Genomic DNA, 24,213 nt, shown 5'->3' with positions numbered 1-24,213 from the left:
CGAACGCGACGCTGGCCTAGCGTTCCGCCCATGACCTCCCCGGACGACGACACCGACGACAAGCCCAGTGTGACCATCCGCTGCCAGAACAACGCGTCCGTCAGCGTGACGTTCTGCGACCGGTTCAGCTTCGACGCAGACTCCGTGCACTATGCCGTCGAACTGCGCGCTCCCGGGTTGACCGCTCGCGTCGACGAGGTCGTCGCCTGGATCTGGGACAGCGACCTCACCGCGTTTCTGGAAGAGCTCGCCACCGACTACCAGGGATGGGACGGCGAACGGAGCTGGCATACCAACGACCGCGACCTGACGGCGTCGGCGGCCTTCCGGTCCGGCGGCTACGTCGGGCTGACCTGGGCCTTGCGGCCGTGGACGCAGGCCGCAGGCGGCTGGGGTGCCTCGGTGACCACCTGGCTGGAGGCCGGCGAGCAGATGGCTTCCCTCGCCGCCGATGTCCGGGCCTTCCTCGCCGAGGAGCACCAGTGACATCCGACATGCGCATCACCTGGACGCTTGCGGGATCCGGCTGGGCCGACTGCACCCTTGAAGATCGCCAGGCGAAAGTCGAGCTCACCGCGTCCTACATCACGAGTGCGCCCGAGGAGCTCCTGACCGCGGTGGCCCGGCTCGTCGCCGGCGAGACAGAGACCCGTGCCCAGTTCGAGGCCGAGCCGACTGCCTATCGGTGGATCTTCTACCGCGAAGGCGAGGACATCTGGATCCGCGTGCTGGAACTGCGCGACGGCAGCGATCACGACAACAGGGGAACCGAGACCTGGTCCAGTCAGCTCGGCATCGACCAGCTCGCCCGCACCGTGATCCGCTGCTTCGACGAGGTCGCGCAGACTTATGGCGAGAGCGGCTATCGAGGCAAGTGGGGCGAACACTTCCCACGAACCGAGCTCGAAGCCCTCAGACGCCTCTGGCACGCCCACCACCGCAGCGAAAACACATAGCCGTGCCAGCCCGTAGCGAAGCAACGGCGGCCCTACTCCAGACTCCAACGGTGCACTCCAGCCGGGCCGCTGAGTTCGCGACGTCCGCCCCCGCACACCCGTGCGCGCCGCCGCCTAAGATCGCACATCAGGACGGAGCACAGTAAGCGGGGAAGGGCCAGGAAAACCGTGCGATTCGGCGTGATTTATGACAACCATCGCTTGGCCGAAGGTGGCGCCATGGCGGAGGATCTTTTCGATGCGCTCCTCGTCCACGACACCTGGGACGACGACGGGTACCGCACCATGTTCACGTTGCGTGTTCATACGAGGGAGGGCTGGGTCGAAGTCGGCACCGTGAAGATCGGCCATGTGGCGACGGACGGCGAGGATTTCGGCAACTACCTGCTCCCGGAGCGCTTCAGCCGCTTGGACAGCTCGCGCTATTTCTCGGTGGGCCAGGATGAAAGCTATTACTACACGCTGAGCGAGATACCCGGCGCCGTCCGGGAGGAAGTACTCACCGCGCTCCGGGACATCGCCTACGACGAGGACTCATTCCGCCTCGCGCGGAACCAGAATGTGACCCGTACTTCGCTACTGCGCTTCGTCAAAATGTCGACTGTGCGCGGCCAGCTGCGACGCATCGCACGCGGTGGAGCGCGCCGGGTAAGTTTCGATATCGCCTACGAGCCGCCGCTGCCACCGGCAATGGCTTCCGTGAGGTTCGAATTCAAGGTCGAACCAGGCTCTCGGCCGGCCAGCAACGTGCACGCCCTGACCGGACGGAACGGCGTGGGGAAGTCATATGTACTTTCCCACTTGGCCCGCGCCGTCGCTGCTGTCGAGCCACAGATAGTGGAGCTCGGGCGGATCACCGAGTATGGCCGCGAGGGCCGCTCCTTCAACAACTTGGTGGCCGTCTCGTTCAGCGCCTTTGACGACTTCCCGCTCGTCGAGGGCGACGAGATGTTCATCGCTTCCTATGTGGGCCTGCGTGTTCAGGGTTCACGATCCCCCAGGTTCAAGACCCCTGGCGGGCTCAGGAAAGACTTTGCGCAGGCAATGAAGGCATGTCTGACGCGCGAGCGCAGCCCACAATGGATCAGGGCATTGCGCACCCTCGACTATCCCGGGAGCGGACTCCTGGAGGAGGGATGGCTGGAGAACTTCGAGAACACCGCCAGCCTGAACAGCCGCGAGAATAAAGCCCGGCAGCTCTTCCGCCGCCTCAGCGCCGGCCACCGACTCGTTCTGCTCACCATGTCCCGGCTCATCGAGCACGTGAGTGAGCGGACCCTCGTCATCATCGATGAGCCGGAAACCCACCTCCATCCGCCCCTGCTGTCCGCGTTCATGCGTGCGCTGTCCGATCTCCTCGCCGAGCGCAACGGGCTGGCCATCGTCGCCACACACTCTCCGGTTGTACTCCAAGAGATTCCTGCCCACTGCGTCTGGAAGCTCTGGCGCTACGGCGGGCAGCTCGGAGCCGCGCAGCCCCGCATCGAGACGTACGGCGAGAACGTCGGCGTGCTGACTCACGAGGTCTTCGGTCTGGAACTCACCGAGGCCGGCTTTCTGCACGAACTACGGCGTCTGGTCGACGTCGGCTACTCCTACGACGCTGTCCTGGAACACTTCAGCGGACGGCTGGGCAGCGAGGCGCAATTGGTGCTCAGCGCCTTGCTCGGCCAGCGCGACGACGTGGAGGGACACGGCTGATGCGGCACATAGACCCTCCGACCTTCAACGCACGCGACGTCTACACCACCTGCATCGCCAACGCCCGCCCAAATAACCGAAAACGGCTGGAATCGTTCACCGACGCGGTGGCCGATGCAGCAAGCGCGTACGAGGCAGCTGCTCAGGGCCAGGCTCTTCACACCCTCACCGGCCTCGCCGCCACTCCTGGCACCCGTCGCGACCGCAAGGCACTGGAGGGGGTCTACACCGACCGGTTGGCCAAGGACCGCGCTCCGGGCCGCCGCATCTACGAGGCGCTCAAAGGTACGACCGACCAAGAAGGCCGTCGACGGGATAACCGGTGTCCACTGTGCGGGGAGGGCCTGGTAACCACACTCGATCACCACCTACCCAAGAACACGTACCCGCTGCTCAGCGTGGTACCGGTTAACCTCATCCCGGCTTGCCGCGACTGCAACACCGGCAAGCGCGCGACAGTCCCCATCAATGCGGGTGACCAGACCCTGCACCCCTACTTCGACGACTTCTCCCACCACCCCTGGCTTCGAGCTCGTCTCAGGAGGCCACGCGGCAATGAGCAGCCGTCGATGAAGTTCTTCGTTTCCCCCCACCCTGATTGGAGCGACACACTCACAGAACGCCTCCAGAAACACCTGAAGGTGTTCGACCTGGACTACCGGTACAGCCTTCTGGTGAGTAGCCACATCGCATCCACCAACCACGACCTCACGATGATGCCCACTAACTCCGTCGCCCCCTGGCTTGAGCACAAGGCCGAGGGCTGGCGCTACCGGGGTAACCCCAACACGATGGGCTATGCCCTGTTCAAGGCCCTGGCGGCCGACAAGTGGTATGTCAACGGCGGCTGGCGCGGCTCAAGCCCGGAGACAAACCTCGACTAATCGGCCCGACAGCCATTCTCCGAGAAGGCCGATTTGAGGACACGCCACGACTTCGGAGAAGAGAGTGCAACAGCTCACTGGGGCTGGACGTGACGCCGCAGTCAGTCCGCCGCGGGACCGACTGATGGCGTGGTCATCGGGTTCGCCGACCGGGCCCCCTTCTGCGGACCCCGGCCAAGTGCAGAGGCCGACGGGCTTGCCGTCGGTTCTCTTTCGTGTCGTGGTTTGGGCGCACCAGACGCGGCACGACTCCGCTCGACGGCAGAGCGGCTGGGTTCGATGTCAACGGACAACTGCTCAGGTTGAGTGAGACAGGCCAGCCATTGCCGTCTCACTCAACCTGAGCCACCCCAGGTCGCCGCCTCACGATGGCCCACTTCCATTGAGACGGGACACCCGCGATCGCGGCGACCCCGGCCGCGCGGTCTCACATCCGGGATCTCAGCACGTCGACCTCGCAGCCGGGTGCGAACGGGTCGAAGCCGTGCTCGACCAGCCAGCGAACCCCCAGCAGGCTGCGCAGCGACCACCACGCGCGGATCGCGTCGACGTCGACGTCGGTGCCGTAGCCGGCGAGGAGGTCGTCGAGGTTCTCTTCGTGCCCGAGCGTCAGGGTGGCGAGGTCGAACAGGGCACTGCCCCGGCCCGCCTCGGACCAGTCGATGATGCCCGTGACCTCGTCTCCGTCGACGAAGACGTGCTCGATCTGCAGGTCGCCGTGCGCGAACACCGGAGTCCACGGCCGGAGCGCGGTCTCGGCGACCTGGCGGTTGCGGGTGACCAGGCCGGCGGGCAGGATGCCGTTCTTCACGAGCAGGTCGCACTCCCGGTCGAGTTCCGCCGCCCACTCGCCGGGGCCCCGGCGGCGCCGGCCGGGCCAGGGCGGCAGCGGCGCGTCGTGCAACCGCCGCACGGCGGCACCCGCCGCGGCCCACGCCGCCGGCGACGCGGCCGAGGGCTCACCGAGCCGGCCGAGCGCCGTCCCCGGGACCGCGGCGATCGCGAGTACGGACGGCTTGCGCCAGAGGATCTCCGGGGTGGGGACCGGCACCAGGGCCATCGCCTCGACCTCGACGTCGATGCGCGCCTGATCGGTGTCCACCTTCAGGAACACCTCACCGACGCGCAGGGTCGCGCGCTCGGAATGGGCGACGACGACGTTGACCTCATCCACGGGCGACGAGTATCCCGGGGACGATCCCCGGCGTCGCCGGGTTTTCGTCCGCGGCCGTCGACGGCCTCGTGCCCGACGCCTCTGACAGCACACGGCCCGCGGACTACCGTCGACCCGTGGAGAACCCCGAGATCGTCGTCAGGCTCACCCCGGACGAGGCGCTGGTCCTGTCGGACTGGCTGGAGCGGGTGCAGATGACGGATCTCGGTCGCCTCGTCGACGATGCCGCGGTCTGGGCGCCCCTTCACCGCATCGCCGGAACCCTCGACAAGTCGCTGCCGCAGATCTACGCGGCGGACTACGCCGAGCGGCTGGAAGCCGCCCGCCGCAGGCTCCGTCCGGCCGAGGACGACGACTCCGGTGATCACCAGGTGACGGACGCGTGACGGCCGCGCCCCCGCGCTTCACTCCGGCGCGGCGGCCCTGACGATGCAGAAGGGGTGCCCCGCCGGGTCGGTGAGGACCCGCCACCTGTCCTCCTGGGGCTGGCCCTGCGGTTTGGCCGCGCCCAGGGAGAGGAGCCGGGCTTCGGCCTCGGCCAGGTCCTCCTCGATCGTGAAGCAGAGGTGGAGCTGCTGCGGTACGGCCTGGGTGGGCCAGGTCGGCGCCCGGTAGCCGTCGACCCGCTGGAAGCCGATGACGAGTTCGCCGGCCCCGGTGAGACCCGCGAAGTCGGCGTCCGACTTCGGGTGGAGCGTGAGGCCGGTGGCCTGCTGGTAGAACGCCGCCAGCAGCGGGGGATCGGGGCAGTCGAGGGTGATCGCGCTCAACTTCATCTGCATGACGGCTCCCGGGGACCGGCCGGCGGACTCACTGTGGACGAGCCTAGAGGTCGCGGTTGACCTTCACCCTGGGGGAAGCCACAGCATCGGCCGTGCCGGGCGGCCGCCCGGCACGAGGAGGGACGGCATGGGGTTGCTCACCATCGGGGCCTTCGCGCGCGCGGCGCGGCTGTCGCCCAAGGCGTTGCGGCTCTACGACGAGCTGGGGCTGTTGACCCCCGCCCGCGTGGACCCGGTGACCGGCTACCGCCTCTACGCCCCCGGGCAACTGGAGCAGGCGCGGCTCGTCGCCTGGCTGCGGCGGCTCGGGATGCCCCTGGCCCGTATCCGGCACGTCTGCTCCCTGGACGCCGGTGCCGCCGCGGCGGAGGTACGGGCGTACTGGGCGCGCGTCGAGGCCGACACCGCCGCGCGGCGCGAGCTGGCCGCCTTCCTCGTCAACCATCTGTCGTGGAAGGAACCCGCCATGCCCCTGGAGATCCGTTACGCCGCCCTGTCCGACACCGGTCTCGTACGGGAGAGCAACCAGGACACCGCCTACGCCGGGGAGCGGCTGCTCGCCGTCGCCGACGGGTACGGGGTGCGGGGCGCGCCCGCGAGTGCCGCCGCCGTCGACGCGCTCAGGCGGCTGGAGACCGACGGCATTCCGGCCGGCGGTCTCCTCAACGTGCTGGAGGACGCGATCGGAGAGGCCGAGCACGCCGTGCGCGCCGTCGCCGCCCCGTCGCCCGCGGACGCCGGGACCACGCTCACCGCGATGCTCTGGACCGGCTCCCAGCTCGCCCTCGTCCACATCGGCGACTCACGCGCGTACCTCCTGCGCGACGGCGAACTGTTCCTCATCACCCACGACCACACCGTCGTGCAGTCGATGGTCGACGAGGGCCGCCTCACCCCCGAGGAGGCGTCCTCCCACCCCGAGCGCTCCCTGCTGCTCCGCGCCCTGGGCCACGACCCGGACGTCACCCCGGACATGCGCCTGCACGACGCCCGTCCTGCCGACCGGTACCTGTTGTGCTCGGACGGGCTGTCGGCCGTCGTACCGCAGGAGGAGATCCGCCGGGTGCTCGCGGAGGGCGGCGACCCCGAGGAGACGGTCCGCGCGCTCGTCGCGCTCGCCAACGGCTCCGGCGGCCCCGACAACGTGAGTTGCGTGGTGGCGGACGTCGTGGAGCGCCGGCAGCAGTAGACGGGTGGACGCCGAGTGGTACCTGACGCGCGCGTACGAACTCCGCCGCCGGGCCGACGCGTACCGGCTCGTCCGGCGCGCCCGGGCGCCCGTCCGCCTCGATGACGAGACCCGCCCCCGCCGCCCGGGGGAGGCGGACACCCCCGGCGGGGGACGTACGGGGCGGGGTGAGGGCCGAGTCTGGTGTTCCTGCCGAGGGAGGGACATCCGGTGGAAGGCTGGGACCGAGTCGGCCGGTGGTCGGGATACGGGGCGGCGCTGGCCCTGGCGCCGTACGCGTTGATCAAGGTGTCGTGGGTGGCCGGCGCGCTGCTGGGCGTGGCGCCGGTCGGCGGCGGCTTCAGCCTGACCGGCTGGCTGCTCCTCAACACGGTGACCATCGGGATGGCGGCGATCGGCATCGCCCTGGGGCTCGCGCTGGTACGGCCCTGGGGCATGCGGATACCGGGGTGGATGGTGGCGTTCTGCGCCTGGGCCGGGTCCGGGTTCCTGGTGTCGATCCTTCCCTACGCGGTGTTCAGCACGCTGTGGGACGGCGGTGGCGGCGGTGGCGGCGGTGGCGGCGGGGACGGCGGCTCGGCGTCCCGCGACGATCCCGCCATGCCCGGCTGGGAAGCCGCCCTGATCCAGTTCAGCTTCGTGTCGATGGGGCTGGGCCTCGCCCTCGCCCTCCCCGCCTATCTGCGGCGGCGCTGGCCGGAGGCGTTCACGGGGCGGGCCGGGGACGGGCCCCGTACCGTGGCGTGCCGGTCCGCCGGCGTCGCCGCCGCCGTCGGCCTGGTGTGGCTCTACTGGGCCGCGGGCGGCACCGCGGGCGTGGCGCACCCGGGCGAACGGAGCACGGACGGGTACCTGCTGACCGGCCTGAGCGCGTTCTGGGCGCTCGCCGGGGCCGCCGCCGTCCGGTCGCTCGCCCAAACACGTCCCGCTCCCGTGCCCCGCCCGCTCCTGCTCGGACTCGGCTGGCTCGGCTCCGGTTCGCTCTTCGCGTGGAGCGGCTGGAAGCTGCCCCTCACGGTGTATGTGGCACTCGCCCGCCCCGCGGACGTCACCCTCCCCGAGAGCCCCGCCGTCGCCGCCGCGCTGCATCTCGCCGCGGTCATGGCGGGGCTCGGCATGCTGGGGATGCTCGTCAGTCCTGCGCGAAGGTGTACGTCGTCCAGTCGGCGAACACGTCGTAGCCGAGGCGCTGGTACAGGGCGTTGCTGGTCGGGTTGGTCGCGTCGGTGAAGAGCACGACCTCCGTGGCGCCCGCGGTGAGCGCCGCGCGGGTCACCGCCGCCGTCACCGCGGCCGCGTAGCCGTGGCCGCGGTGGGCGGACGGGGTGTAGACCGGGTCGACCTGGGCGAGCCCGGCGACGGCCGGGTTGACGCCGGCCATGGAGACGGGAGTGCCGTCCGGGGTCTCCCAGAAGGTGTAGTGCTTGTCGGCGTAGCGGGTCGTGGGCCAGGTGGCGGCGTCGATGGTGACGTCCTCGCGGACGTCGGCCGCGAAGCCGCGGCAGAAGTCCATGAGTTGCTCGTGGTCCGCCTCGCCCGCGGCCCGCGCCCGCCCCGCCGGCGCGGGATCCGGCGGCGTGAGCGTACCGAGGCGGCGCAGCCGGAGGCGGACGGCGGGGGCCGGGGCGGCGCCCGTGTGCCGCTGCCAGGCCGCCGCGAAGGCGGTGGTGGTGTCGTGGTCGCCGCCGACGCCGGGCGGGGTGTGGCCGAGGGCCGCGAGGTGCGCGGCGAGGGAGTCGGTCTCTGCCGCGGTGAGCGGGGTGAGGCCGAGGCTGCGGCCCGGCAGTTGGTGGCAGACGCCGGCCACCGACCCCGCCCGGGACAGCCGGCCGAGCAGCGGGCGCCCGCCGCCGTACGGGCCCGTGCCGCGCGCTTTCAGCCGGGCCGCCCAGGTCAGCGCCATGATGTGCGGTACGGGCCGGTCGCGCAGGAACTCCCCCGCTTCGGCCAGGAATTCGTCGAGGTCTTCGGTGAGGTGCCAGCCGTCCGCGCGCATGCCACATGATCCCCCGCCGGACCAGGCGTGCGGAAGTCCGTGATCAGCGTGCGGACGCCCGTGGTCAGTCCCGGCGGCGTCCGTTGATCAGCGCCTCGATGCCGTCGAGCACGCGCTCCAGGCCGAACGCGAACTCGTCGTAGTCCGAGGGGTTCTGCGGCGCCTCCGCGTCCCCCTCGTCGAAGGCGCCGCCCTCCACCGCCGTACGCAGATGGGGCAGGTGGCCGGCGTCGGAGACGCGGAGCAGGAACCGGCTGTACTCGTTCATCAGCCGCTCCACGTCGGGGCTGCCGCCCATCGCCAGGGCGATCGTCACCTCCGCGCGCACCTGGTTGCTCACCAGCAGCGCCGTGGCCACCTTCTCGAACTCCGTGAGCGGGGTGTCGCGCAGGATGTAGAGGGCCTGGTCGAGCGCCGCGAGCTGGTTCGGCGTGACCGGCGGGCCGCCGCTCGGTACGTGCGCCACGGCCCACGGGTGCGCGAACATCGCCTTGCCGACGGCCTGGTACCAGTGCCGCAGCCCCGCCCGCCAGTCGCGCTCGGCCTCCGCCGGCAGCGGCGGCGGCGGGCCGAAGGCCCCGTCGACCATGAGCGTGACCAGCTCGTCCTTCGTGGCCACGTACCGGTAGAGCGCCATCGTCGAGACGCCCAGCTCCTTGGCCACCCGCCCCATCGACGCGGCCTCCAGCCCCTCCGCGTCCGCGACCGCGACCGCCGCCGCGACGATCCCGTCGAGCGTCAGCCCCCGCTTCGGCCCCTTCTGCGGCCGCGGCCGCAGGCCCCACGCGGCCTCGACACTGGCGGGAACGGCTCCGGCGTCGCGCTTGTCCTCGCCGCGCCGGCCTTCGCCCGCGGCGTCCATGGCGTCCATCTGCTCAGTTTACGCCCTACACAGTGCCGTGTATGCTCTACGCAGTAGTGTGTAAGGCATACGCAGAAGCGGCTCTGCGGAGCTTCTACGGAGAAAGGGGGGAGCTGTGCCCCAGCCCACCCGCCCCGCCGTCGAGGCCGCCGGCCTCACCAAGGCGTACGGCGGCACGAAGGTGCTCGACGGCGTCGGCCTGACCGTCGGGCCCGGCACGGTCTTCGCCCTCCTCGGGCCCAACGGCGCCGGGAAGACCACCACGGTCCGCATCCTCGCGACGCTGCTGCGCGCCGACGCGGGCACGGCGAGCGTCGCCGGGTTCGACGTGGTCGCGGAGCGCGCGCAGGTCCGCCGGGCCATCAGCCTCACCGGGCAGTACGCCGCGCTGGACGAGGAGCTGACCGGCGCCGAGAACCTCCGCATGGTCGCCCGCCTCACCGGCCTCTCCCGCCCCGCCGCCGCCCGCCGCGCGGCCGGGCTGCTGGAGCGGTTCGGCCTCGCGGGCGAGGCCGCCGGGCGCCGCGTCCGCACGTACTCGGGAGGCATGCGCCGCCGTCTCGACCTCGCGGCGGGCCTGGTCGGCGACCCCTCGGTGATCTTCCTCGACGAGCCGACCACGGGCCTCGACCCCCGCAGCCGCCAGGCCGTCTGGGACGAGGTGCGCCGCCTCGCCGACGCCGGCGTCACGGTCTTCCTCACCACGCAGTATCTGGAGGAGGCCGACCGCCTCGCCGACCGCATCGCGCTCCTCGACGGGGGCCGGCTCGTCGCCGAGGGCACGGCGGCGGAGCTGAAGCAGCAGGTCTCCGCCGAGCGGCTGGACCTCACGCTGGCCTCCCCGGAGGCGTACGAGAAGGCGGCCCACGCCCTGGACCACCTCGCCGTGCGCCGCGACCCCGGCACCCGCACCCTGGGCGTCACCACCGACGGCCGCGCCGCCCACATACGCGACCTGCTCGACGCCATCGACCCCGACCGCACCCAGGTCGAGCGCTTCGCCGTGCACTCCGCGACGCTCGACGACGTCTTTCTGAAGGTGACCCGCGATGGCTGACGCCCTCACCCACTCGGCGACGATGGTCGGCCGCTCCGTGCGGCTCAGCTCCCGCAACCCCGACGCCGTGATCACGGCGCTCGCGCTGCCCGTCCTGCTGATGCTCGTCTTCGTCTACCTCTTCGGCGGCGCGATCGACACCGGCGGAGGCTGGCGCTATGTGGACTATGTCGCCCCCGGCGTCCTCGTCCTGTGTGCCGGCTTCGGCGCGGGCACGACGGCGATGAGCGTCGCGGACGACATGAAGGGCGCGGTCATCGACCGCTTCCGCTCCCTCGACGTCGGCGGCACCGCCGTCCTCACCGGCCACGTCGCCGCCAGCGTCGTGCGGAACCTGGCCGCCACGGTGCTGGTCTTCGCGGTCGCCTTCGCGATCGGCTTCCGCCCGGACGCGGGCGTCGGCGGCTGGCTCGCGTCGGCGGGCATCCTGCTGGCGGTGATCACGGCCATATCGTGGGTCGCGGCGGCGGTCGGCCTGCTGGCCAACTCCCCGGAGGCGGCGGGTGGCTTCACGTTCTTCCTGGCCTTCCTGCCGTACCCGTCCAGCGCCTTCGTCCCGGTCGACTCGATGCCGGGCTGGCTCCACGGCTTCGCCGAGCACCAGCCGCTGACACCGGTGATCGAGTCACTGCGGAAACTGCTGCTGGGCCAGCCGGCGGGCAGCAGCCCGTGGGAGGCCCTGGCGTGGTGCGCGGCGCTGACGGTGGGGTCGATGGCGGCAGCGGCGGTGCTGTTCAGGAGGCGGGTGAGGTAAGGGACCCGGGCCTCACACGCCGCCGAAGAGCTCCAGCAGCTCCGTCCTGCCGGCGACCCGCGCGGTCGCGACCGCCGAGGGGGACCCGGCCTGTGGATCCGCCCCGTGCCGCAGCAGCACCCGCACGACGTCGTCGGCCCCGGCCCGCACCGCCGCGGCCAGCGGCGTCGCACCGGCGGCCCCGACCTGATCCGCGTCGGCCCCCCGCTGCAACAGCGCGGCGACGGTCCCGGGATGCCCGTTGACCGCGGCGAGCATCACGAGGGTGTCCCCGTCGTCGTCCCGCAGCCCGGCCGGCACCCCGGCGTCCACATAGGCGGCCAGCGTGTCGGTCTGCCCCTGCCGGGCAAGCTCGAAAGCCTTGGTGGCCAGCTCGAACACGGCGGGGTCGTGCGCGGGCTCGTCGACTCCACTCATGCCGTCACCCTACGATGCGGAAGGCGATCCCCCGGTATTGGCCGCGCCCCGCGGGCGGGGTGTGGCCAGCCACCGCAGCAGCTCGTGCTCGATCTCGCCGGCACCGGCCACCGTGGGCAACGGCAGTGAGTCCGCCGCCCGGTCGAGCGCGGCGTTGATCACCTTGGCCGCCTCGGCGGTCGACGTCTCACCCCGCTCCGTCGAGTACGCCTGCCGGATCACATCCGTGTACACCGACTGGATCCGCTTGAACGCGAGATACCGGGGCAGGTCGGCCTCGATACCTGCGGCGGCCCCGGGCCGGGACTCCTCCGCCACGTCGGCCCAGCGGGCGATGACCTCGCCCTCCTGGCGGGCCGGATAGCGCATCAGATGCAGGTGGGTGGCCAGGTCGTACAGCGGGTCGCCGATCAGGGCCAGCTCCCAGTCGATGGCCCAGAGGGCGCCGTGCTCGTCCACGATGAGGTTCGCGCGGTGCACGTCCCCGTGGAGCAGCCCGAACGGGCGCGGGGTCATGCCCCGGAGCCGGGCCTCCAGGGAGGAGGGGGTGGCGGGGGCGGACCCCGGGTGGATGCCCAGGCTGTGGAAGAGCGCGTCGAAGTGGGGCAGGGACTGCTCGACCACGTCAATGAAGGTGAACTGGACGAGATCCCGGGCGAACTCCGCGCTCCCGCGCTCCGCCGGCAGGGGGGTGTGCAGCGCGAGCAGCGCGGGATCGTAGGGCTCGACGGCCAGCAGCTCCCGGAAGAGCCGGATGATCTGGCCGACGAACGGGGCGGGCACGTCCTCCCCGGGCGGCGCGACCTCGGCCAGCGTGCACCCTTCGATGAAGCCCTGGACGGTGAGGGAGTCGATGTGGCCGACCGCGGGAATGTGGGAGACGCGCCCGGCCAGCGTGGCGAGCAGCTCGTCCTCGGACCCGAAACACCGACGGTCGAACCACAACAACCCGGGCCGCGGATCCCGCAACTTCACCCACCCGGCCGACTGCCCGAACAACCCGGAAGCAGCGCCCAGTCGAACCGCGTACGTCTCGTGGTGGTACCCGGGCAGCGGCCCCACGACCTGCTCCGCCACGGCGAAGATGGTCTGAAAAGGGGATGCTTGGGAGGCCGGCATCGGTCGGAAGTCCTCGACAGTGGCGTGGTGGGTGGTGTGGCAGTGATCAGGGAAGGTTACTCGTCCGCGACCTGCACGGCCCCCTCGACGCTACTGAGAGCCAGTTAATTGTCTGGGGGGCGGACCGCGGCCGGGGCAGCACCGGATATCGCGTCGAGAATCTCCTTCATCGAGTGGACGATGAGCCGTACTCCCGCCTGCTCCAGCGCCTCGGCCTTGTGCGGCGCACGGGCGTAGCCGACGAAGCTCACGCCTGCGTTCTCGGCGGCCTTCCAGTCCGAGGGCGAGTCGCCGATCATGAGGCACTCACCGGGCATGGTGCCCGTCGACTCCAGCGCGCGCCACAGGCAGTCCGGGTCGGGCTTGAGCCGGATCGGGTCCGCCCGGCGGCCGTGGACATGGGGCGAGAAGTAGGGGGCGAGCCCGTGCCGGTCCAGATAGACGCGGATGGCGGCGGCCGAGTTGTTCGACGTGATGGCCAGCACCCGGCCCTGCCCGTACAACTCCTCGATCAGCGCGTGGGCATCCGGGGTGCTGGTGGCGTGACGCGCCGCTCGCTGTTCCTCCTGCGTGAGCTGTTGCTCCGCCGTAGGTATCAACTCGTGGTCAGGCGCCGCGCGGAGGGCGGCCGACAGGATGCCCAGCGGGTCGTGCGGCAGGTACGTCTCCTCCGCCAGCAGGAGGGGCTCCTCGTCGTCCAGCAGATTCAGGAGCCGCCGGGCGATGAGGTCGGCCGGGCGAGCGGAGAACAGCCGGCAGATCGGCCCGTCGAAGTCGAAGAACACGCACTTCGCCGAGTCGAGAGCCGCTGCGAGGGGAGTCATGTTCCTCCCCTTCCCCGTGCGGGGGCCGGCCGGTGGGAATACCGCAAGGGGTCTCCATCCCGTACGCGTCATGGGTGCCGTGACGTTTCTCCGAGTCGGCACCGACCCGGCCCCCACGCCCAGGGGCCAGTGTTCGGACAGCACCGTACAACGGCCGGTCATTTTCAGGCAGTCGACGCTTGGGAGGTGAAGGGGTACGGCTTCGCGATCGTCTTCCACATCGACTCGAACCATGTTCGGGAGTGCTCGACGAAGTCCACGTCGCTCTTGCCGCGGCTGTCGGAGCCCGCGGAGTAGCGGAACAGGTGGGAGTTGAGGCCGAGGACGTCGTAGATGTCCATGTGGTCCTCGCTGAACGGGGCGGGGACGCTGTTGCGGACGACCTCGTAGAAGCCGGTGAGGGCTTCGTTGCCGTTGAGGACATAGAGCTTCGTGGTCGGGGTGAGGGGCACGCCACGGACTTCGACGGAGAGTTCCTCCACGAGGCCGCGTTCGCCGAGGTACTGCATGCCGTGCGCGAAGGCGCGCGTGTGCAGTTCGATGAGGCGGTTGAGGCGCTGAAGGGGGCGGGGGTCCGCCGGGTCGTCGATGAGGAAGGGGAGGGCCAGGTGGGCCTCGGGGCTGGGGACCATGATGCGGCAGGTGACCGAGCGGGGCGCGATGCGGCCGGCCCTGATGGCCATCAGGGTGGGTGCGATGGCGCTGTTGAGTGTCTCGGTGGTCAGACCGAAGACGTCGAGGGTGACGTCGGTGGCCTGAAATGCCACGTCGAGCCGCTCCGCCAACTCCACGTCCGCGGTGAGCGACGAGGCCCCTGCGCGGCGGGCGGTGGGCTCCGCCACCGTCGGGGGTGAGCCTCTGCCGACGTCGGCGAGGCGGTGTTCGCTCTTGAGGAGGGCGAGGGCCTTGCGGACCACGCCGCGTTCGACGGCGAACTCGTCCATCAGGGCTTTCTGCGTCGGCAGGCTGTCGCCCGGGCGGAGTTCGCCGGAGTCGATGCGTGCGCGCAGTGCGTCGGCGACGCGGTCGCGTTCGGCTCGGGCGCTGGTTGCCGAAGGTTGGTCCCTGCTCACCCCGCCAACCTTACAACTTCCGGCCAACCGGCGGGGGTTGTCTCCAGAATGTTTTGAGTTGGTTACCAACTGGGCACAAGTTAAGCAGAGTTGGTCACCAACTCTGCGACCCTGGCGGCAACTGAGAGAAGTTGGCGGTGATGGTCGTCGCCCGGGGCTCGCGCTCTCCCGCTGTCCGAAGGCGCATGGGGGGAGGGGGGACCGCTGCGTAGGCAGAAGGGAGGGACCCACCATGCCGGTCGGAATCACTCTGGCCATGTCCGCGCTGCTCGTCGGCTTCGAGCGCTTCGTCGAATGGCGCTTCGGCGCGGTGGGAGCGATCGGGCTCACCACCCTGCTCGTGGGGCTCAAGGCGCAGAACGTCACGTGCATGACCATCGGCGGCCTCGCGCTCGCCGTGCTGCTGCTCCAGTCCGCCGAGCCCGGCCGCGCCGCGGCCGGGCAGTGAGGCAGAGGAAATCTAGAACATGTCGGGACACCACGGTCGGCGCGAGGTGCGCAGCAGGGTGTCCGCCCGTGCGGCGGCGCCCGGGCGCTCCTCGTCGACCACGCCCAGGGCGGCGAGCCGTACCGCGGACTCGTCGCCCAGGCTGAGCCGCGCGAGCTCCGCCACGCTCAGGGCGAGGTCGGCGGGCCGGTCCGTGGGTACGCAGCCGGTGCCGCCCGGGCCACCGGCGTCCAGCAGGAAGCGGCCGCCGGCCAGGCCGGCCGGGTCGTGTACGTCGAGCACCAGGGAGCCGGAGGCCGCGTACGTGCGGGCCTCCAGAAGTCGCGGGACGTCCAGTGGCCGGAGCCACAGGTAGTCCGCGTGCGTGGTCACCCGGGCCGCCCGAGGGTCACCTAGGTAGAGGGGGAGGAGATCGTCGGGCGCCCGGTGGCCCGTATGGATCGTCGTGATCCAGTCGAAGGAGACCAGATAGCGCCAGAGCGCCCGCTCCGCGGCGGGCGTGACGGCGATCAGGTCGGTCACGGTCAGCTCGTCGTCGGAGAGCTTGCCGGGCCACTCGCCCCACTTGGTGCGGTACGTGACGACGCCCTCCGGCTCGCCCGCCGCCGAGCGGTAGGCCGCGTAGAAGGGCTCGTGCCACGGCTCGTCGACGCTGAAGCGGGCCGCGCCCGTGTGCACCTTCCACTTGTACGCGCTCCGGTTCACCGCGCCGGGGACCAGCGAGCGGAAGCGGTCGTGCAGCGCGGGGGCGATCGCCATCAGCTCGGCACCGTCGAGGAGTTCGACGGTGCCGCCGTCGTCCGGGCCCGCGTAGCGCGGGTCGAGCTGGGCGCGCGGTGTGGTCACGTCGTAGGCGGTCGCCCAGGTGGCGGGGCCGAAGCCGTAGCGGCCGTAGATCGGGTACTCCGCGGCGATCAGGCTGGCGACCACGTCGCCGCGCTCCTTCGCCGCCGCCAGGTCGTCCCGCAGCATCCGGCTGAGCAGCCCGCGCCTGCGGTGCGTCGGCGAGACCGTGACGCTGGACACCGCGCACGAGGGCACCGCCGCCCCGCCCGGCACCGTCAGCTCCTGAGCGAAGCTGCGGTACGTGCCGACCCACCGCCTGCCGTCGTACGCGCCCCGCACCCGGGCCAGGTCCCGCTCCGCGATGAAGAGCGCCACGTCCTCCTCGGTGACGGAGGGGGTGCGGATGAAGCCGGTGTGCAGGGCGCGCATCCAGTCGCCCACGTCGCCTTCGGTGAGCGTACGGATCTCGATGCCGTCGCTCATGACGGCACCCCGTCCGCGGGGTGCAGTGCTGTCCCGGAGTTATCGATCATGCGTCCACGCTAGGCGGCGGGCGTCAGAACGTCGCGCGAATTTCCCCGACGTGCTCCGCGCCGCCCAGCAGCGGCGCCGCCCCGATCCTGGCCAGCACCGGGGACCGTACGCCCAGCAGCGCAAGGCCCCGCGCCAGCACGGGACCGACGGCCCGCAGCGCCCCGTCGTCGACCTTGAACGCCAGCGCCCGCCCGTCCGGCAGCGCCACCGCCTGCACGCCCTCCGCGCCGACCTTCGCCAGCGCCCCCGGCACCCCGCGCATCAGCCAGGTGTCCCACCGCCGGGTGCCCGCGACGTACTCCGGATGCGCCCGCATCGCGTCCGCCACCCGCCGCTCCGGCGTGCCCTCCGCGGCCAGCACCAGCCGCCGGAAGCCGCGCGCCAGCGCCGTCAGCGACAGCGACATCAGCGGCGCGCCGCAGCCGTCGACGCCGACGTGCCGCACCTCCTCGCCCGCCGTCTCCTCCACCACCTGCCGCACCAGCCGCTGCAGCGGGTGCTCGGCGGCGAGGTATGGTGCCCGCGGCCAGCCGTTCGCGACGCACGCCGCGAGCATCGCGGCGTGCTTGCCCGAGCAGTTCATGGCCACCCGGTCCCGCCGCCCGCCGGCGGCCAGGTACGCCTCCCGCTCCTCCGGGTCCAGCGGCAGGTCGGGCGGGGTCCGCAGGTCGTCCTCCGACAGCCCGGTCCCGGCGAGCATCTTGCGTACGAGATACAGGTGGAACCGTTCGCCCGAGTGGCTGGCCGCGGCCAGCGCCAGCCGCTCGCCCGCCAGCGGCCCCGCGTCCGTCCGCGCCCCCGCCCGCAGCACCGCCACCGCCTGGAACGGCTTGTTCGACGACCGCGGGAAGACCTGGCCCGTCACGTTCCCCCAGGCCCGCTCCACCTCGCCGTCCGGGCCCAGCAGCACCAGCGACCCCCGGTGCCGGCCCTCGGCGAAGCCGGAGCGCACCACCTCCGCCAGCACGGGCGCGGCGCCGGCGTACGCGCCCTCCTCGGTGGCCGCGGGACCGGGGACCGGCGGCGGGTGTATCCAGGTGTCGTCGTGCATGCGCGGGCGCCCTCCGTGCCGGGGACGGCCTCGGGGTCTCCGCTCCGTCGCTCGGTCAGAACTCAGGACAGCAGGTCGTCGACCTGCGCCTCCCCTTCACGATAGCGGCGGGCGATCTCGGCGCTGCACTCGTCCGCGGTCCGCTGCAGCCGCTGCCGGCGGCGGGAGATCCGGGCCTCGTAGCCGGCCAGCCGGGCGAGGCCCCGGTGCAGTTCCTCGTCCGTACGGGCCGAGAGGTCGGAGAGCGCGACCTCGGCGAGCATCTCCTCCGCCAGCTCCCGGTACTCCTCGCGCAGCGGCGTGCCCAGGGTGACGTGCCGGGCCGAGGCGGGGCGCGGCGAGGGGCCGTCGGTGAGGATCTCGGGGAGCCGGTCGAGCACCGGCGAGTGCGGGCTCGCGCGGCGGCCCAGCTCGGCGCGGAGGATGTCGATCCGGCCGTGCAGCAGGCGGCGTACGTAGCTGAGGTCGGCCTCCTCCTGCTGGGCGGAGCGGCGCAGCCGGCGCAGCTCGGGCAGGCCCAGCGCGTCGAGCGGCGCGGGCGGGGTGGCGGGCCCCGCGGCGGCGAGCACGGCGGTGGCGCCGCCTGCCGCGGGCGCGGTCGCCGCGGCCCGCGCCGCCTGGGACGCGGGCGCGGGACCGCCGTCCGGGGCGCGCGGCCCCGGCGGGCGGGGCGGGCGGTCGGCGGGCGGGCTGCTGCGCGCGGTCGGTACGGGCGGCGTGGGCCGCCCGGCTCCGGGAGAGCTCATGCGAGTGTCAGTCCCCTTCGTCCGAAGATGCCGCGTCGGCGTGGCGACCTTCCGGACACCGTAGGCAATCGTGCCATTGCGCACGGTCGAATCGCAGGGAGACTGCGCCCGTTCGGCCCCGCGCACGTTGCGGCGCCCGGGGGCACGGCGGCGCACGTGGCGCCCTGGGGATAATGCGATGTATGCGAGCGGTGGTGCAGCGGGCGGACGGCGCGCGGGTCGAGGCCGGCGGCGAGACGGTCGGCGAGGTGATCGGCGAAGGGCTGTGCGTACTCGTGGGCGTCACCCACGACGACACTCCCGCGAAGGCGGCGCAACTGGCCCGCAAGCTGTGGACGCTGCGGGTGCTTGAGGACGAGAAGTCCTGCTCGGACGTGTCGGCGCCACTGCTCGTGATCAGCCAGTTCACCCTCTACGGCGACCCCCGGAAGGGCCGCCGGCCGACGTGGCAGGCGGCGGCGCCGGGGGAGGTCGCGGAGCCGCTGGTCGAGGAGGTCGTGGCGCAACTGCGGGCGCTGGGCGCGCAGGTGGAGACGGGGGCGTTCGGCGCGAAGATGCGGGTGACGCTGACGAACGACGGCCCGTTCACGGTGCTGGTCGAGGTCTGAGCCGTACGGGCCGGAGGCGGGCGGGCGCAGCCGTACGGAGCAAGGCGTACGAACGCGCGGCGCACGCGTGTACGGATCGCGCGGGGCGCGGAGGGGCGTACGCGACATCCGAGGCGCACGGGAGCACGCCCCCGCGCGCGGGGCGCCGCCGCCCCACGGGCTCAGGGCTCGACGACCGTCTCCTGCGCCGCCGCCGTCTCGTCCGCCAGCAGCGCCGCGTCCGCCGGAACGTTCCGTTTCACCAGCGCGAGCGCGATCGGCCCCAGCTCGTGGTGGCGCACCGAGGTCGTGACGAAGCCCAGCTTGCGCCCCTCCTCCTCGGCCGCCAGCCGGATCGCCGCCCCGTGCGGCGGCAGCGTCACCTCACTGCCGTCCAGGTGCAGGAAGACCAGGCGGCGCGGCGGCCGGCCCAGGTTCTGCACCCGCGCGACCGTCTCCTGCCCCCGGTAGCACCCCTTCTCCAGGTGCACGGCGGTGCCTATCCAGCCCACCTCGTGCGGGATCGTGCGGTGGTCGGTCTCCAGGCCGAGCCGCGGCCGGTGCGCCGCCACCCGCAGCGCCTCGTACGCCAGCACCCCGGCGGGCGGGCCCGCGGCGGCGGCGAAGTCCGCCAGCGACGCGCGCGGCAGGAAGAGGTCGCGCCCGTACGCCGTCTCGCGGACGGTCACACCCTCGGGCGCCTCCGTGATGGAGCCGGCCGGCAGATGGACCACGGCGAGGTCGTCCGTACGGTCCGCGATGTCCACCCGGTAGAAGAACTTCATGCTCTCCAGGTACGCGATGAGGTCCTTCTGCGTGCCCGGCTCGACGTGCGCCCACGTCGTCTCGCCGTCGTCGACGAGGTACAGCGCGTGCTCGATGTGCCCGTGGGCGGAGAGCACCAGCGCCTCGGTGGCGTGCCCCGGCGCGAGCGCCTCCACGTGCTGCGTGAGCAGCAGGTGCAGCCAGCTCAGCCGGTCCTGGCCGGAGACCGAGACGATGCCGCGGTGGGAGAGGTCGACGAAGCCCTCGCCGGCGTCCAGCGCGCGCTGCTCCCGGAAGAGATCGCCGTAGTGCGCGGCGACGCCCTCGTCGGGAGCCTCGGCGGCGACCGCCCCGGGCAGGGAGAGGAGGGGGGAAGGCGCGTTCATGCTTCAAGAGTACGTCCGGGTGGCCACCCGCGGTCACGGGCCGGATTCGGCCGCGTTCGGGGCGTCCCGGCGCCGCGGAGCCTCACGCGCCCGGGGGTTCCGGGTGTCTCAGGGGCGGGACGGGGCGGCGGCGTCGGTCGCGCCCGCCTCGGTGCAGGTCGCGCAGCGGCCGAGGATCGCGAAGTGCTGCACGTCGCTCTCGAAGCCGAACCGCTGCCGCAGCGTCTCCGCGAACGGCTCCGCCACCGCGTTCTCCGCCTCGATCACCCGGTCGCAGACGCGGCAGACGAGGTGCAGGTGGTGGTGGCGGTCGGCGATGTGGTACGTCGGCGGGCCGTGGTTGAGGTGCGCGTGGCTGACGAGGCCCAGCTCCTCCAGCAGCTCCAGGGTGCGGTAGACCGTGGAGATGTTCACGCCGGCGGCGGTCTTGCGGACCTCGCTGAGGATGCCGTCGGGCGTCGCGTGCTCCAGGGAGTCGACGGCCTCCAGCACGAGCTGCCGCTGCGGCGTCAGGCGGTAGCCGCGCTCGCGCAGGTCGCGCTTCCAGTCGGTGGTCTCCACGGCTCAAGTGTATGAGCGTCGCGGCGGAACCCCGGCCGGTTGCCGGAAAGCGCCCCCGCCGGGCCCCGGGCGGGGCCGGGCGTCAGCGGAAGAAGGCGATCCCGTCGTCCGGGAGGTCCTTCAGGTCCTTCGCCCACTCCCGCGGGTTCACGACCTTCTTGAGCTGGGCCGACATGTACGGGCGCAGCTCCACCTCCGGGGTGGCCTTCTCGCCGACCCACATCAGGTCGCCGTTCACGTACCCGTACAGCCGCTTGCCGCCCGCGTACGGCGGGGAGGCCGCGCTGCGCGCGACCGCGTCCGTGGCCAGGTCGAGCTGGGGCTTGCCCTCGGCCAGCTCGCCGTACCAGACCTCGGCGACGCCCTGGTCGCGCACCATGACGACGTCGAGCTGCCGGTCCGGCCGGATCCGCCAGTAGCCGGACTCGCTCTCCAGCGGGCGCACCTTCTCGCCGTCCTCGTCGAGCACCCAGGTGTACGAGGTGTACGCCAGGAAGTCCCGGCCGTCGTGGCCGAAGCGCACCTCCTGGCCGAAGTTGCACTTCTCGCTGCCGGGGAAGTCGAAGACGCCCGCACCCTGCCAGTCGCCCAGGAGGAACGCCAGCGGGACCAGGTCCTTGTGCAGGTCGGAGGGGATTTCGATCGGCATCGTCAGCGCTGGCCCTGGTACAGCTTCTTCACGACCAGGCCGGCGAAGGCGAGTGTGCCCACGCAGACCAGCGCGAGCAGGATGTCGAAGGTGACGACAAGCACGGGGGCGCTCCGTAACGGTGAGGGACGTACCGCCAGCGAGTCTAACCGCCGGTCCCGGCACCGGCCCGGCGGGCGCCGGGCGCGGGTGCCGGACGGGGTGCCGGGCGGAGGTCAGCCGAGGAGCTGGTGCTGGAGGACGAGGGTCTGCTGGAACGGGACCAGCTCCGCCTCCCCGGGCGCCTCGACGGTGACGAGGCCCACGGTGTCGCCGGCGACGACGTACGCCTGCCGGACGTGCTCCTTGCCGCGCGGCTTCGCCTCGTCGTACACGTACAGCTCCATCTCCGGCAACTGGTCCTCGTCCGACCAGCGCTCGTCGACCGCCACCTCGGGGGCGCCGGTGAGGTCCCGGGCGGTGGAGATGCCGCCGGCGAGCTGCTCGTCGTAGAAGTGCGCGGCGAGGGAGGCGGTGTTGAACTGCAGCAGGTAGATCCGGGCGCGGGTGCCGTCGGGCATGGTCCAGCCGGTGGCGGCGATATGGCGCACGGCGTCGTCGGTGAGCGCCTGCCGCAGCTCCTCGCGCTCCTCCTTGACGTAGATGGAGGTGAAGCCGGCGGGCGCCAGCCAGCCGTCCTCGGTCTTCAGCTCGTCGTCGTCCTCGGCGCCCGCCGGGGCGGGCAGCAGCAGGTCGCGGAGGTCGGCGTGGTGGATCTCGCCGGCGTTGGCGGGGGCGAAGGGCGGCGGCTTGCCCTCGGGCAGCGCGGGCAGCTCCAGCTCGGGGTAGTCCCAGCGGCCGTCGCTCTCGGTGGCCAGTCCCGGCAGGTCGCCGCGCTCGGCGCCGGTGACGGCGTACGCGGAGCCGAACGCGGCGCCGGCCAGCAGCAGGACGGCGGCGCCCCAGCGCAGGGCGGGGCGCAGCCACCGGCGGGGCGGCCTGGGAGGCGCGGGCGGCGGGGGATGCGGCAGGCCCTGGCCCTGGGCCTGGCCCTGGTACGGGGGCGGGGGCTGCTGGGCGTAGCCGCTCATATGGACTTCCCCGGGGCGTCGATGTGGTCGAGCTGCTTCTCCAGGAGCTGCACCGCCCGCTTGCCGTGCCCGGCGGGCCCGTACGCCGTGACCGTGACCAGCATCTCGCCCTTGGCCGCCGAGCAGGTCATCATCTTCACCGCGTCGCCCTCCGCGCTGAGGGCGGTCTCGGGCACCAGGAAGCACGCGGCGCTCTTGTGCCCGTCGACCTTCGGCCCCTCCTCGAAGAGGTCCATCGTGCGCGTCAGCTCCTCCTGTACGGCCGCGAGCCCCGCCGCCTTTCCCTCGCCCGACAGCTCCGCGAGCTGCACCTCGACGACGAGGTCGGACTCGTCGGCCGCGTAGGACCGCATGGCCATCCCCTTCAGTTCGAGGTCGTCCAGCGCGTCGAGCTGCAACCGCCGCTGGTCGGGCGGCAGTCCGCGCGCGCTCTGCTCGTAGACGGCCTCCGCCTGCTTGGCGGTGAGGACGGTGTCGTTGCCGAACTCGTCGATGTCCGGGCCCGGGTGGTAGCCCGTCGGCATCGGCAGCAGCGCGTCGCCGATCGGGCCACCGGGGGGCGCGGCCACGCCCGGGTCCTTGGCCGCGTCGCCCTCCAGGCCGCGCTCCTCGGGCTTCTGCCACACGTCGGTGCTGCCGGCGCCGCGGTCGGCGTCCTGGACCTTCAGCGCGGTGACGACGACCCCGGTGGCCGCGGCCCCGGCGACGAGCACCGCGGCCAGCACGGCGGGCACGAGCCGCCGCCGCCCGGACCGCGGGGCGGCCGGCGGGGGCGCAGGGGGCGCGGCGGCCGGTGGCGGGACGGGTGCGGGGTAGTGGCCGGTCACAGGCGCTCCAACTGGCGTTCGGCGAGCTTCTTCAGGTCCTTCTGCTCCAGCGGGGAGCTTTCGATCTGGTAGATCTCCATCACGATGTCGCCGCGGCGCGCGAGGGCCATGCCCTGGTAGAGCGGCGGCACTCCGGCCTCCTGGAACGGCTCCTCGGGGAAGTAGGCCATCCCGTCCGCGGAGCCCTTCAGCGACACGGCCGGCACCCGGCCGCCGGGACCGAGGGAGGAGTACAACTGCTGGTTCTCCAGGTAGTCCACGGAGCCCGCGGTGGCGTCGTTGCGGAACTGGTAGAGGTTGATCATGACGACGGACTCGGTGTCCCCCTCGTTGCGCCACGCGGTGAACGCGGTCCGCCGCAGCCCGTTCTCCAGCATGAACGTGAGCACTTCTTCGGGCGCGCCCGTACCGGCCGCCACCTCGTACGGCGCGAGCCAGCCCGCGCCCTCGCCACCGATGTCGATCTCGGCGTCGACCGTCCCGTCCGGCCGGGAGACGAGCAGCTCGCGCAGGTCGCCGTCCGTCTTCACCCGGCGGTCCTGCGCGGCGGACAGCGGCTCCGCCTCGTCGGCGGGCAGCGGCTTGTCGGGGTGGGCGAGGCCGGGCTGGTTGAGCGGGGGGAGCGGGGTCGGGGGGTTGCCGGCCTGCTCGAAGTAGCCGTAGGTGACGCCGCCGAGAGCGCCCGCGAGTACAGCGGCGGCCAGCAGCAGCGCGGTGCGCTTTCCGCGGCGGCGCGTCCTGCCGCCCGCCTCCGGTGCCGGTCCGGCGTCCGCGGCCGTGCCGTACGTCCCCTGTGCCGTGCTCCCGAACGCTCCCTGCGCCGGGCTCCCGAACGTCCCGTACGGCGAGGCCCCCGGGGGCCGGGTGTCGGGTCTGATCGGCGTGAGCCTGGTCGTCGGCGGGTCGTCGGCCGCCTGCGGGCCGCTCGTTCCGTCGGGAAAGGTCACAAGCGCCCCCTGCTCTGGTCCATACCTGTACAGCGCGCGGTGCCGCGAGAATGTCACCCTCGCGGCAG

General features: G+C 72.3%; 28 protein-coding genes. 11 read left to right on the top strand and 17 right to left on the bottom strand.

Going from position 1 to position 24,213, the window contains the following annotated elements:
• The first annotated feature begins 30 nt into the window (after positions 1 to 30).
• The 4 genes from DMB38_RS14580 to DMB38_RS14565 all read left to right on the top strand — a co-directional run bounded on the left by DMB38_RS14580 (position 31) and on the right by DMB38_RS14565 (position 3,541).
• Positions 31 to 486, top strand: coding sequence for a DUF6228 family protein (locus tag DMB38_RS14580; RefSeq protein WP_164715998.1), 456 nt, complete (start codon positions 31 to 33; stop codon positions 484 to 486).
• Positions 483 to 956 carry a hypothetical protein gene (locus DMB38_RS14575; protein ID WP_206337693.1) on the top strand — a complete coding sequence of 158 codons (474 nt, stop codon included), beginning with the start codon at positions 483 to 485 and terminating at the stop codon, positions 954 to 956. Before DMB38_RS14580 ends, DMB38_RS14575 begins: the two co-directional genes overlap by 4 nt.
• Before the next feature lie 168 nt (positions 957 to 1,124).
• Complete coding sequence (locus DMB38_RS14570) at positions 1,125 to 2,657, top strand: AAA family ATPase (RefSeq protein WP_240662235.1); 1,533 nt, start codon at positions 1,125 to 1,127, stop codon at positions 2,655 to 2,657.
• Positions 2,657 to 3,541, top strand: coding sequence for a hypothetical protein (locus DMB38_RS14565; RefSeq protein WP_125935549.1), 885 nt, complete (start codon positions 2,657 to 2,659; stop codon positions 3,539 to 3,541). The genes DMB38_RS14570 and DMB38_RS14565 overlap by 1 nt, the downstream gene beginning before the upstream one ends.
• Before the next feature lie 427 nt (positions 3,542 to 3,968).
• Here DMB38_RS14565 and DMB38_RS14560 read toward each other — a convergent pair whose 3' ends face one another.
• Positions 3,969 to 4,715, bottom strand: a complete 747-nt coding sequence (locus DMB38_RS14560; protein ID WP_125935548.1) for a phosphotransferase — start codon at positions 4,713 to 4,715, stop codon at positions 3,969 to 3,971.
• Positions 4,716 to 4,831: 116 nt separating this feature from the next.
• Between DMB38_RS14560 and DMB38_RS14555 the strand changes: the two genes are divergently transcribed.
• On the top strand, positions 4,832 to 5,101 hold the full coding sequence (locus tag DMB38_RS14555) for a hypothetical protein (protein WP_125935547.1): 270 nt from the start codon (positions 4,832 to 4,834) through the stop codon (positions 5,099 to 5,101).
• An 18-nt stretch (positions 5,102 to 5,119) separates the two neighbouring features.
• On the opposite strand, the gene DMB38_RS14550 is transcribed toward DMB38_RS14555, so the two are convergent.
• Entirely contained in the window at positions 5,120 to 5,497 is a 378-nt protein-coding gene (locus DMB38_RS14550) for a VOC family protein (protein ID WP_240662233.1), read from the bottom strand.
• A 127-nt stretch (positions 5,498 to 5,624) separates the two neighbouring features.
• Here DMB38_RS14550 and DMB38_RS14545 point away from each other — a divergent pair, with 127 nt between their 5' ends.
• The gene (locus tag DMB38_RS14545) at positions 5,625 to 6,686 is read left to right on the top strand and encodes a MerR family transcriptional regulator (protein ID WP_125935546.1); all 1,062 of its coding nucleotides are present in this window, start codon (positions 5,625 to 5,627) and stop codon (positions 6,684 to 6,686) included.
• Positions 6,687 to 6,896: 210 nt separating this feature from the next.
• On the top strand, positions 6,897 to 7,916 hold the full coding sequence (locus DMB38_RS14540) for a hypothetical protein (RefSeq protein ID WP_125935545.1): 1,020 nt from the start codon (positions 6,897 to 6,899) through the stop codon (positions 7,914 to 7,916).
• Here DMB38_RS14540 and DMB38_RS14535 read toward each other — a convergent pair.
• Entirely contained in the window at positions 7,819 to 8,682 is an 864-nt protein-coding gene (locus DMB38_RS14535; RefSeq protein ID WP_125935544.1) for a GNAT family N-acetyltransferase, read from the bottom strand. The genes DMB38_RS14540 and DMB38_RS14535 overlap by 98 nt on opposite strands.
• Positions 8,683 to 8,746: 64 nt before the next feature.
• The gene (locus DMB38_RS14530; RefSeq protein ID WP_125935543.1) at positions 8,747 to 9,553 is read right to left on the bottom strand and encodes a TetR/AcrR family transcriptional regulator; all 807 of its coding nucleotides are present in this window, start codon (positions 9,551 to 9,553) and stop codon (positions 8,747 to 8,749) included.
• A 106-nt stretch (positions 9,554 to 9,659) separates the two neighbouring features.
• Between DMB38_RS14530 and DMB38_RS14525 the strand changes: the two genes are divergently transcribed.
• Both DMB38_RS14525 and DMB38_RS14520 read left to right on the top strand, forming a co-directional pair.
• Complete coding sequence (locus DMB38_RS14525) at positions 9,660 to 10,601, top strand: ATP-binding cassette domain-containing protein (protein WP_125935542.1); 942 nt, start codon at positions 9,660 to 9,662, stop codon at positions 10,599 to 10,601.
• Entirely contained in the window at positions 10,594 to 11,355 is a 762-nt protein-coding gene (locus tag DMB38_RS14520; protein WP_125935541.1) for an ABC transporter permease, read from the top strand. The genes DMB38_RS14525 and DMB38_RS14520 overlap by 8 nt, the downstream gene beginning before the upstream one ends.
• 12 nt (positions 11,356 to 11,367) lie before the next feature.
• Here the strand turns inward: DMB38_RS14520 and DMB38_RS14515 are convergent, their stop codons facing one another.
• The 4 genes from DMB38_RS14515 to DMB38_RS14500 all read right to left on the bottom strand — a co-directional run bounded on the left by DMB38_RS14515 (position 11,368) and on the right by DMB38_RS14500 (position 14,788).
• A complete protein-coding gene (locus DMB38_RS14515) occupies positions 11,368 to 11,772 on the bottom strand; it encodes an ankyrin repeat domain-containing protein (RefSeq protein ID WP_125935540.1) in 405 nt (134 codons plus the stop codon).
• A 9-nt stretch (positions 11,773 to 11,781) separates the two neighbouring features.
• Positions 11,782 to 12,849: a phosphotransferase gene (locus tag DMB38_RS14510; RefSeq protein ID WP_164715997.1), complete on the bottom strand. Its 1,068-nt coding sequence runs from the start codon at positions 12,847 to 12,849 to the stop codon at positions 11,782 to 11,784.
• A 146-nt stretch (positions 12,850 to 12,995) separates the two neighbouring features.
• Positions 12,996 to 13,715 (bottom strand): HAD family hydrolase, encoded by a 720-nt coding sequence (locus tag DMB38_RS14505; RefSeq protein ID WP_164715995.1) that lies wholly within the window; start codon positions 13,713 to 13,715, stop codon positions 12,996 to 12,998.
• Positions 13,716 to 13,879: 164 nt separating this feature from the next.
• Entirely contained in the window at positions 13,880 to 14,788 is a 909-nt protein-coding gene (locus DMB38_RS14500; RefSeq protein ID WP_125935537.1) for a GntR family transcriptional regulator, read from the bottom strand.
• A 232-nt stretch (positions 14,789 to 15,020) separates the two neighbouring features.
• On the opposite strand from DMB38_RS14500, the gene DMB38_RS14495 reads away from it, so the two are divergent.
• Positions 15,021 to 15,236 (top strand): hypothetical protein, encoded by a 216-nt coding sequence (locus tag DMB38_RS14495; RefSeq protein WP_027772341.1) that lies wholly within the window; start codon positions 15,021 to 15,023, stop codon positions 15,234 to 15,236.
• A 12-nt stretch (positions 15,237 to 15,248) separates the two neighbouring features.
• Here the strand turns inward: DMB38_RS14495 and DMB38_RS14490 are convergent, their stop codons facing one another.
• From DMB38_RS14490 to DMB38_RS14480, 3 genes are all read right to left on the bottom strand, one after another.
• The gene (locus DMB38_RS14490) at positions 15,249 to 16,505 is read right to left on the bottom strand and encodes a GNAT family N-acetyltransferase (protein WP_125935536.1); all 1,257 of its coding nucleotides are present in this window, start codon (positions 16,503 to 16,505) and stop codon (positions 15,249 to 15,251) included.
• Between the two features lie 73 nt (positions 16,506 to 16,578).
• Positions 16,579 to 17,607, bottom strand: coding sequence for an asparaginase (locus DMB38_RS14485; RefSeq protein ID WP_125935535.1), 1,029 nt, complete (start codon positions 17,605 to 17,607; stop codon positions 16,579 to 16,581).
• 62 nt (positions 17,608 to 17,669) lie between these two features.
• Positions 17,670 to 18,353, bottom strand: a complete 684-nt coding sequence (locus DMB38_RS14480) for an ABC transporter substrate-binding protein (protein WP_125935534.1) — start codon at positions 18,351 to 18,353, stop codon at positions 17,670 to 17,672.
• 182 nt (positions 18,354 to 18,535) lie between these two features.
• Between DMB38_RS14480 and dtd the strand changes: the two genes are divergently transcribed.
• Positions 18,536 to 18,961 carry a D-aminoacyl-tRNA deacylase gene (gene dtd, locus DMB38_RS14475; RefSeq protein ID WP_125935533.1) on the top strand — a complete coding sequence of 142 codons (426 nt, stop codon included), beginning with the start codon at positions 18,536 to 18,538 and terminating at the stop codon, positions 18,959 to 18,961.
• A 161-nt stretch (positions 18,962 to 19,122) separates the two neighbouring features.
• Here dtd and DMB38_RS14470 read toward each other — a convergent pair whose 3' ends face one another.
• From DMB38_RS14470 to DMB38_RS14440, 6 genes are all read right to left on the bottom strand, one after another.
• Positions 19,123 to 20,091 (bottom strand): glycine cleavage T C-terminal barrel domain-containing protein, encoded by a 969-nt coding sequence (locus tag DMB38_RS14470; protein ID WP_047016440.1) that lies wholly within the window; start codon positions 20,089 to 20,091, stop codon positions 19,123 to 19,125.
• Between the two features lie 108 nt (positions 20,092 to 20,199).
• On the bottom strand, positions 20,200 to 20,652 hold the full coding sequence (locus DMB38_RS14465; protein WP_047016439.1) for a transcriptional repressor: 453 nt from the start codon (positions 20,650 to 20,652) through the stop codon (positions 20,200 to 20,202).
• Positions 20,653 to 20,734: 82 nt separating this feature from the next.
• Positions 20,735 to 21,301 (bottom strand): FABP family protein, encoded by a 567-nt coding sequence (locus DMB38_RS14460; protein WP_125935532.1) that lies wholly within the window; start codon positions 21,299 to 21,301, stop codon positions 20,735 to 20,737.
• A 215-nt stretch (positions 21,302 to 21,516) separates the two neighbouring features.
• Positions 21,517 to 22,371 (bottom strand): hypothetical protein, encoded by an 855-nt coding sequence (locus tag DMB38_RS14450; protein WP_240662230.1) that lies wholly within the window; start codon positions 22,369 to 22,371, stop codon positions 21,517 to 21,519.
• Entirely contained in the window at positions 22,368 to 23,198 is an 831-nt protein-coding gene (locus DMB38_RS14445) for a hypothetical protein (protein ID WP_240662228.1), read from the bottom strand. The genes DMB38_RS14450 and DMB38_RS14445 overlap by 4 nt, the downstream gene beginning before the upstream one ends.
• The gene (locus DMB38_RS14440) at positions 23,195 to 24,145 is read right to left on the bottom strand and encodes a hypothetical protein (protein ID WP_125935531.1); all 951 of its coding nucleotides are present in this window, start codon (positions 24,143 to 24,145) and stop codon (positions 23,195 to 23,197) included. Before DMB38_RS14440 ends, DMB38_RS14445 begins: the two co-directional genes overlap by 4 nt.
• Positions 24,146 to 24,213: the final 68 nt, after the last annotated feature.

Source organism: Streptomyces sp. WAC 06738, assembly GCF_003945505.1.
In the GTDB taxonomy this organism is placed as follows: domain Bacteria; phylum Actinomycetota; class Actinomycetes; order Streptomycetales; family Streptomycetaceae; genus Streptomyces.
The sequence above is the reverse complement of the archived record's forward strand: the minus strand, read 5'-3'. Positions and strand labels throughout refer to the sequence as shown.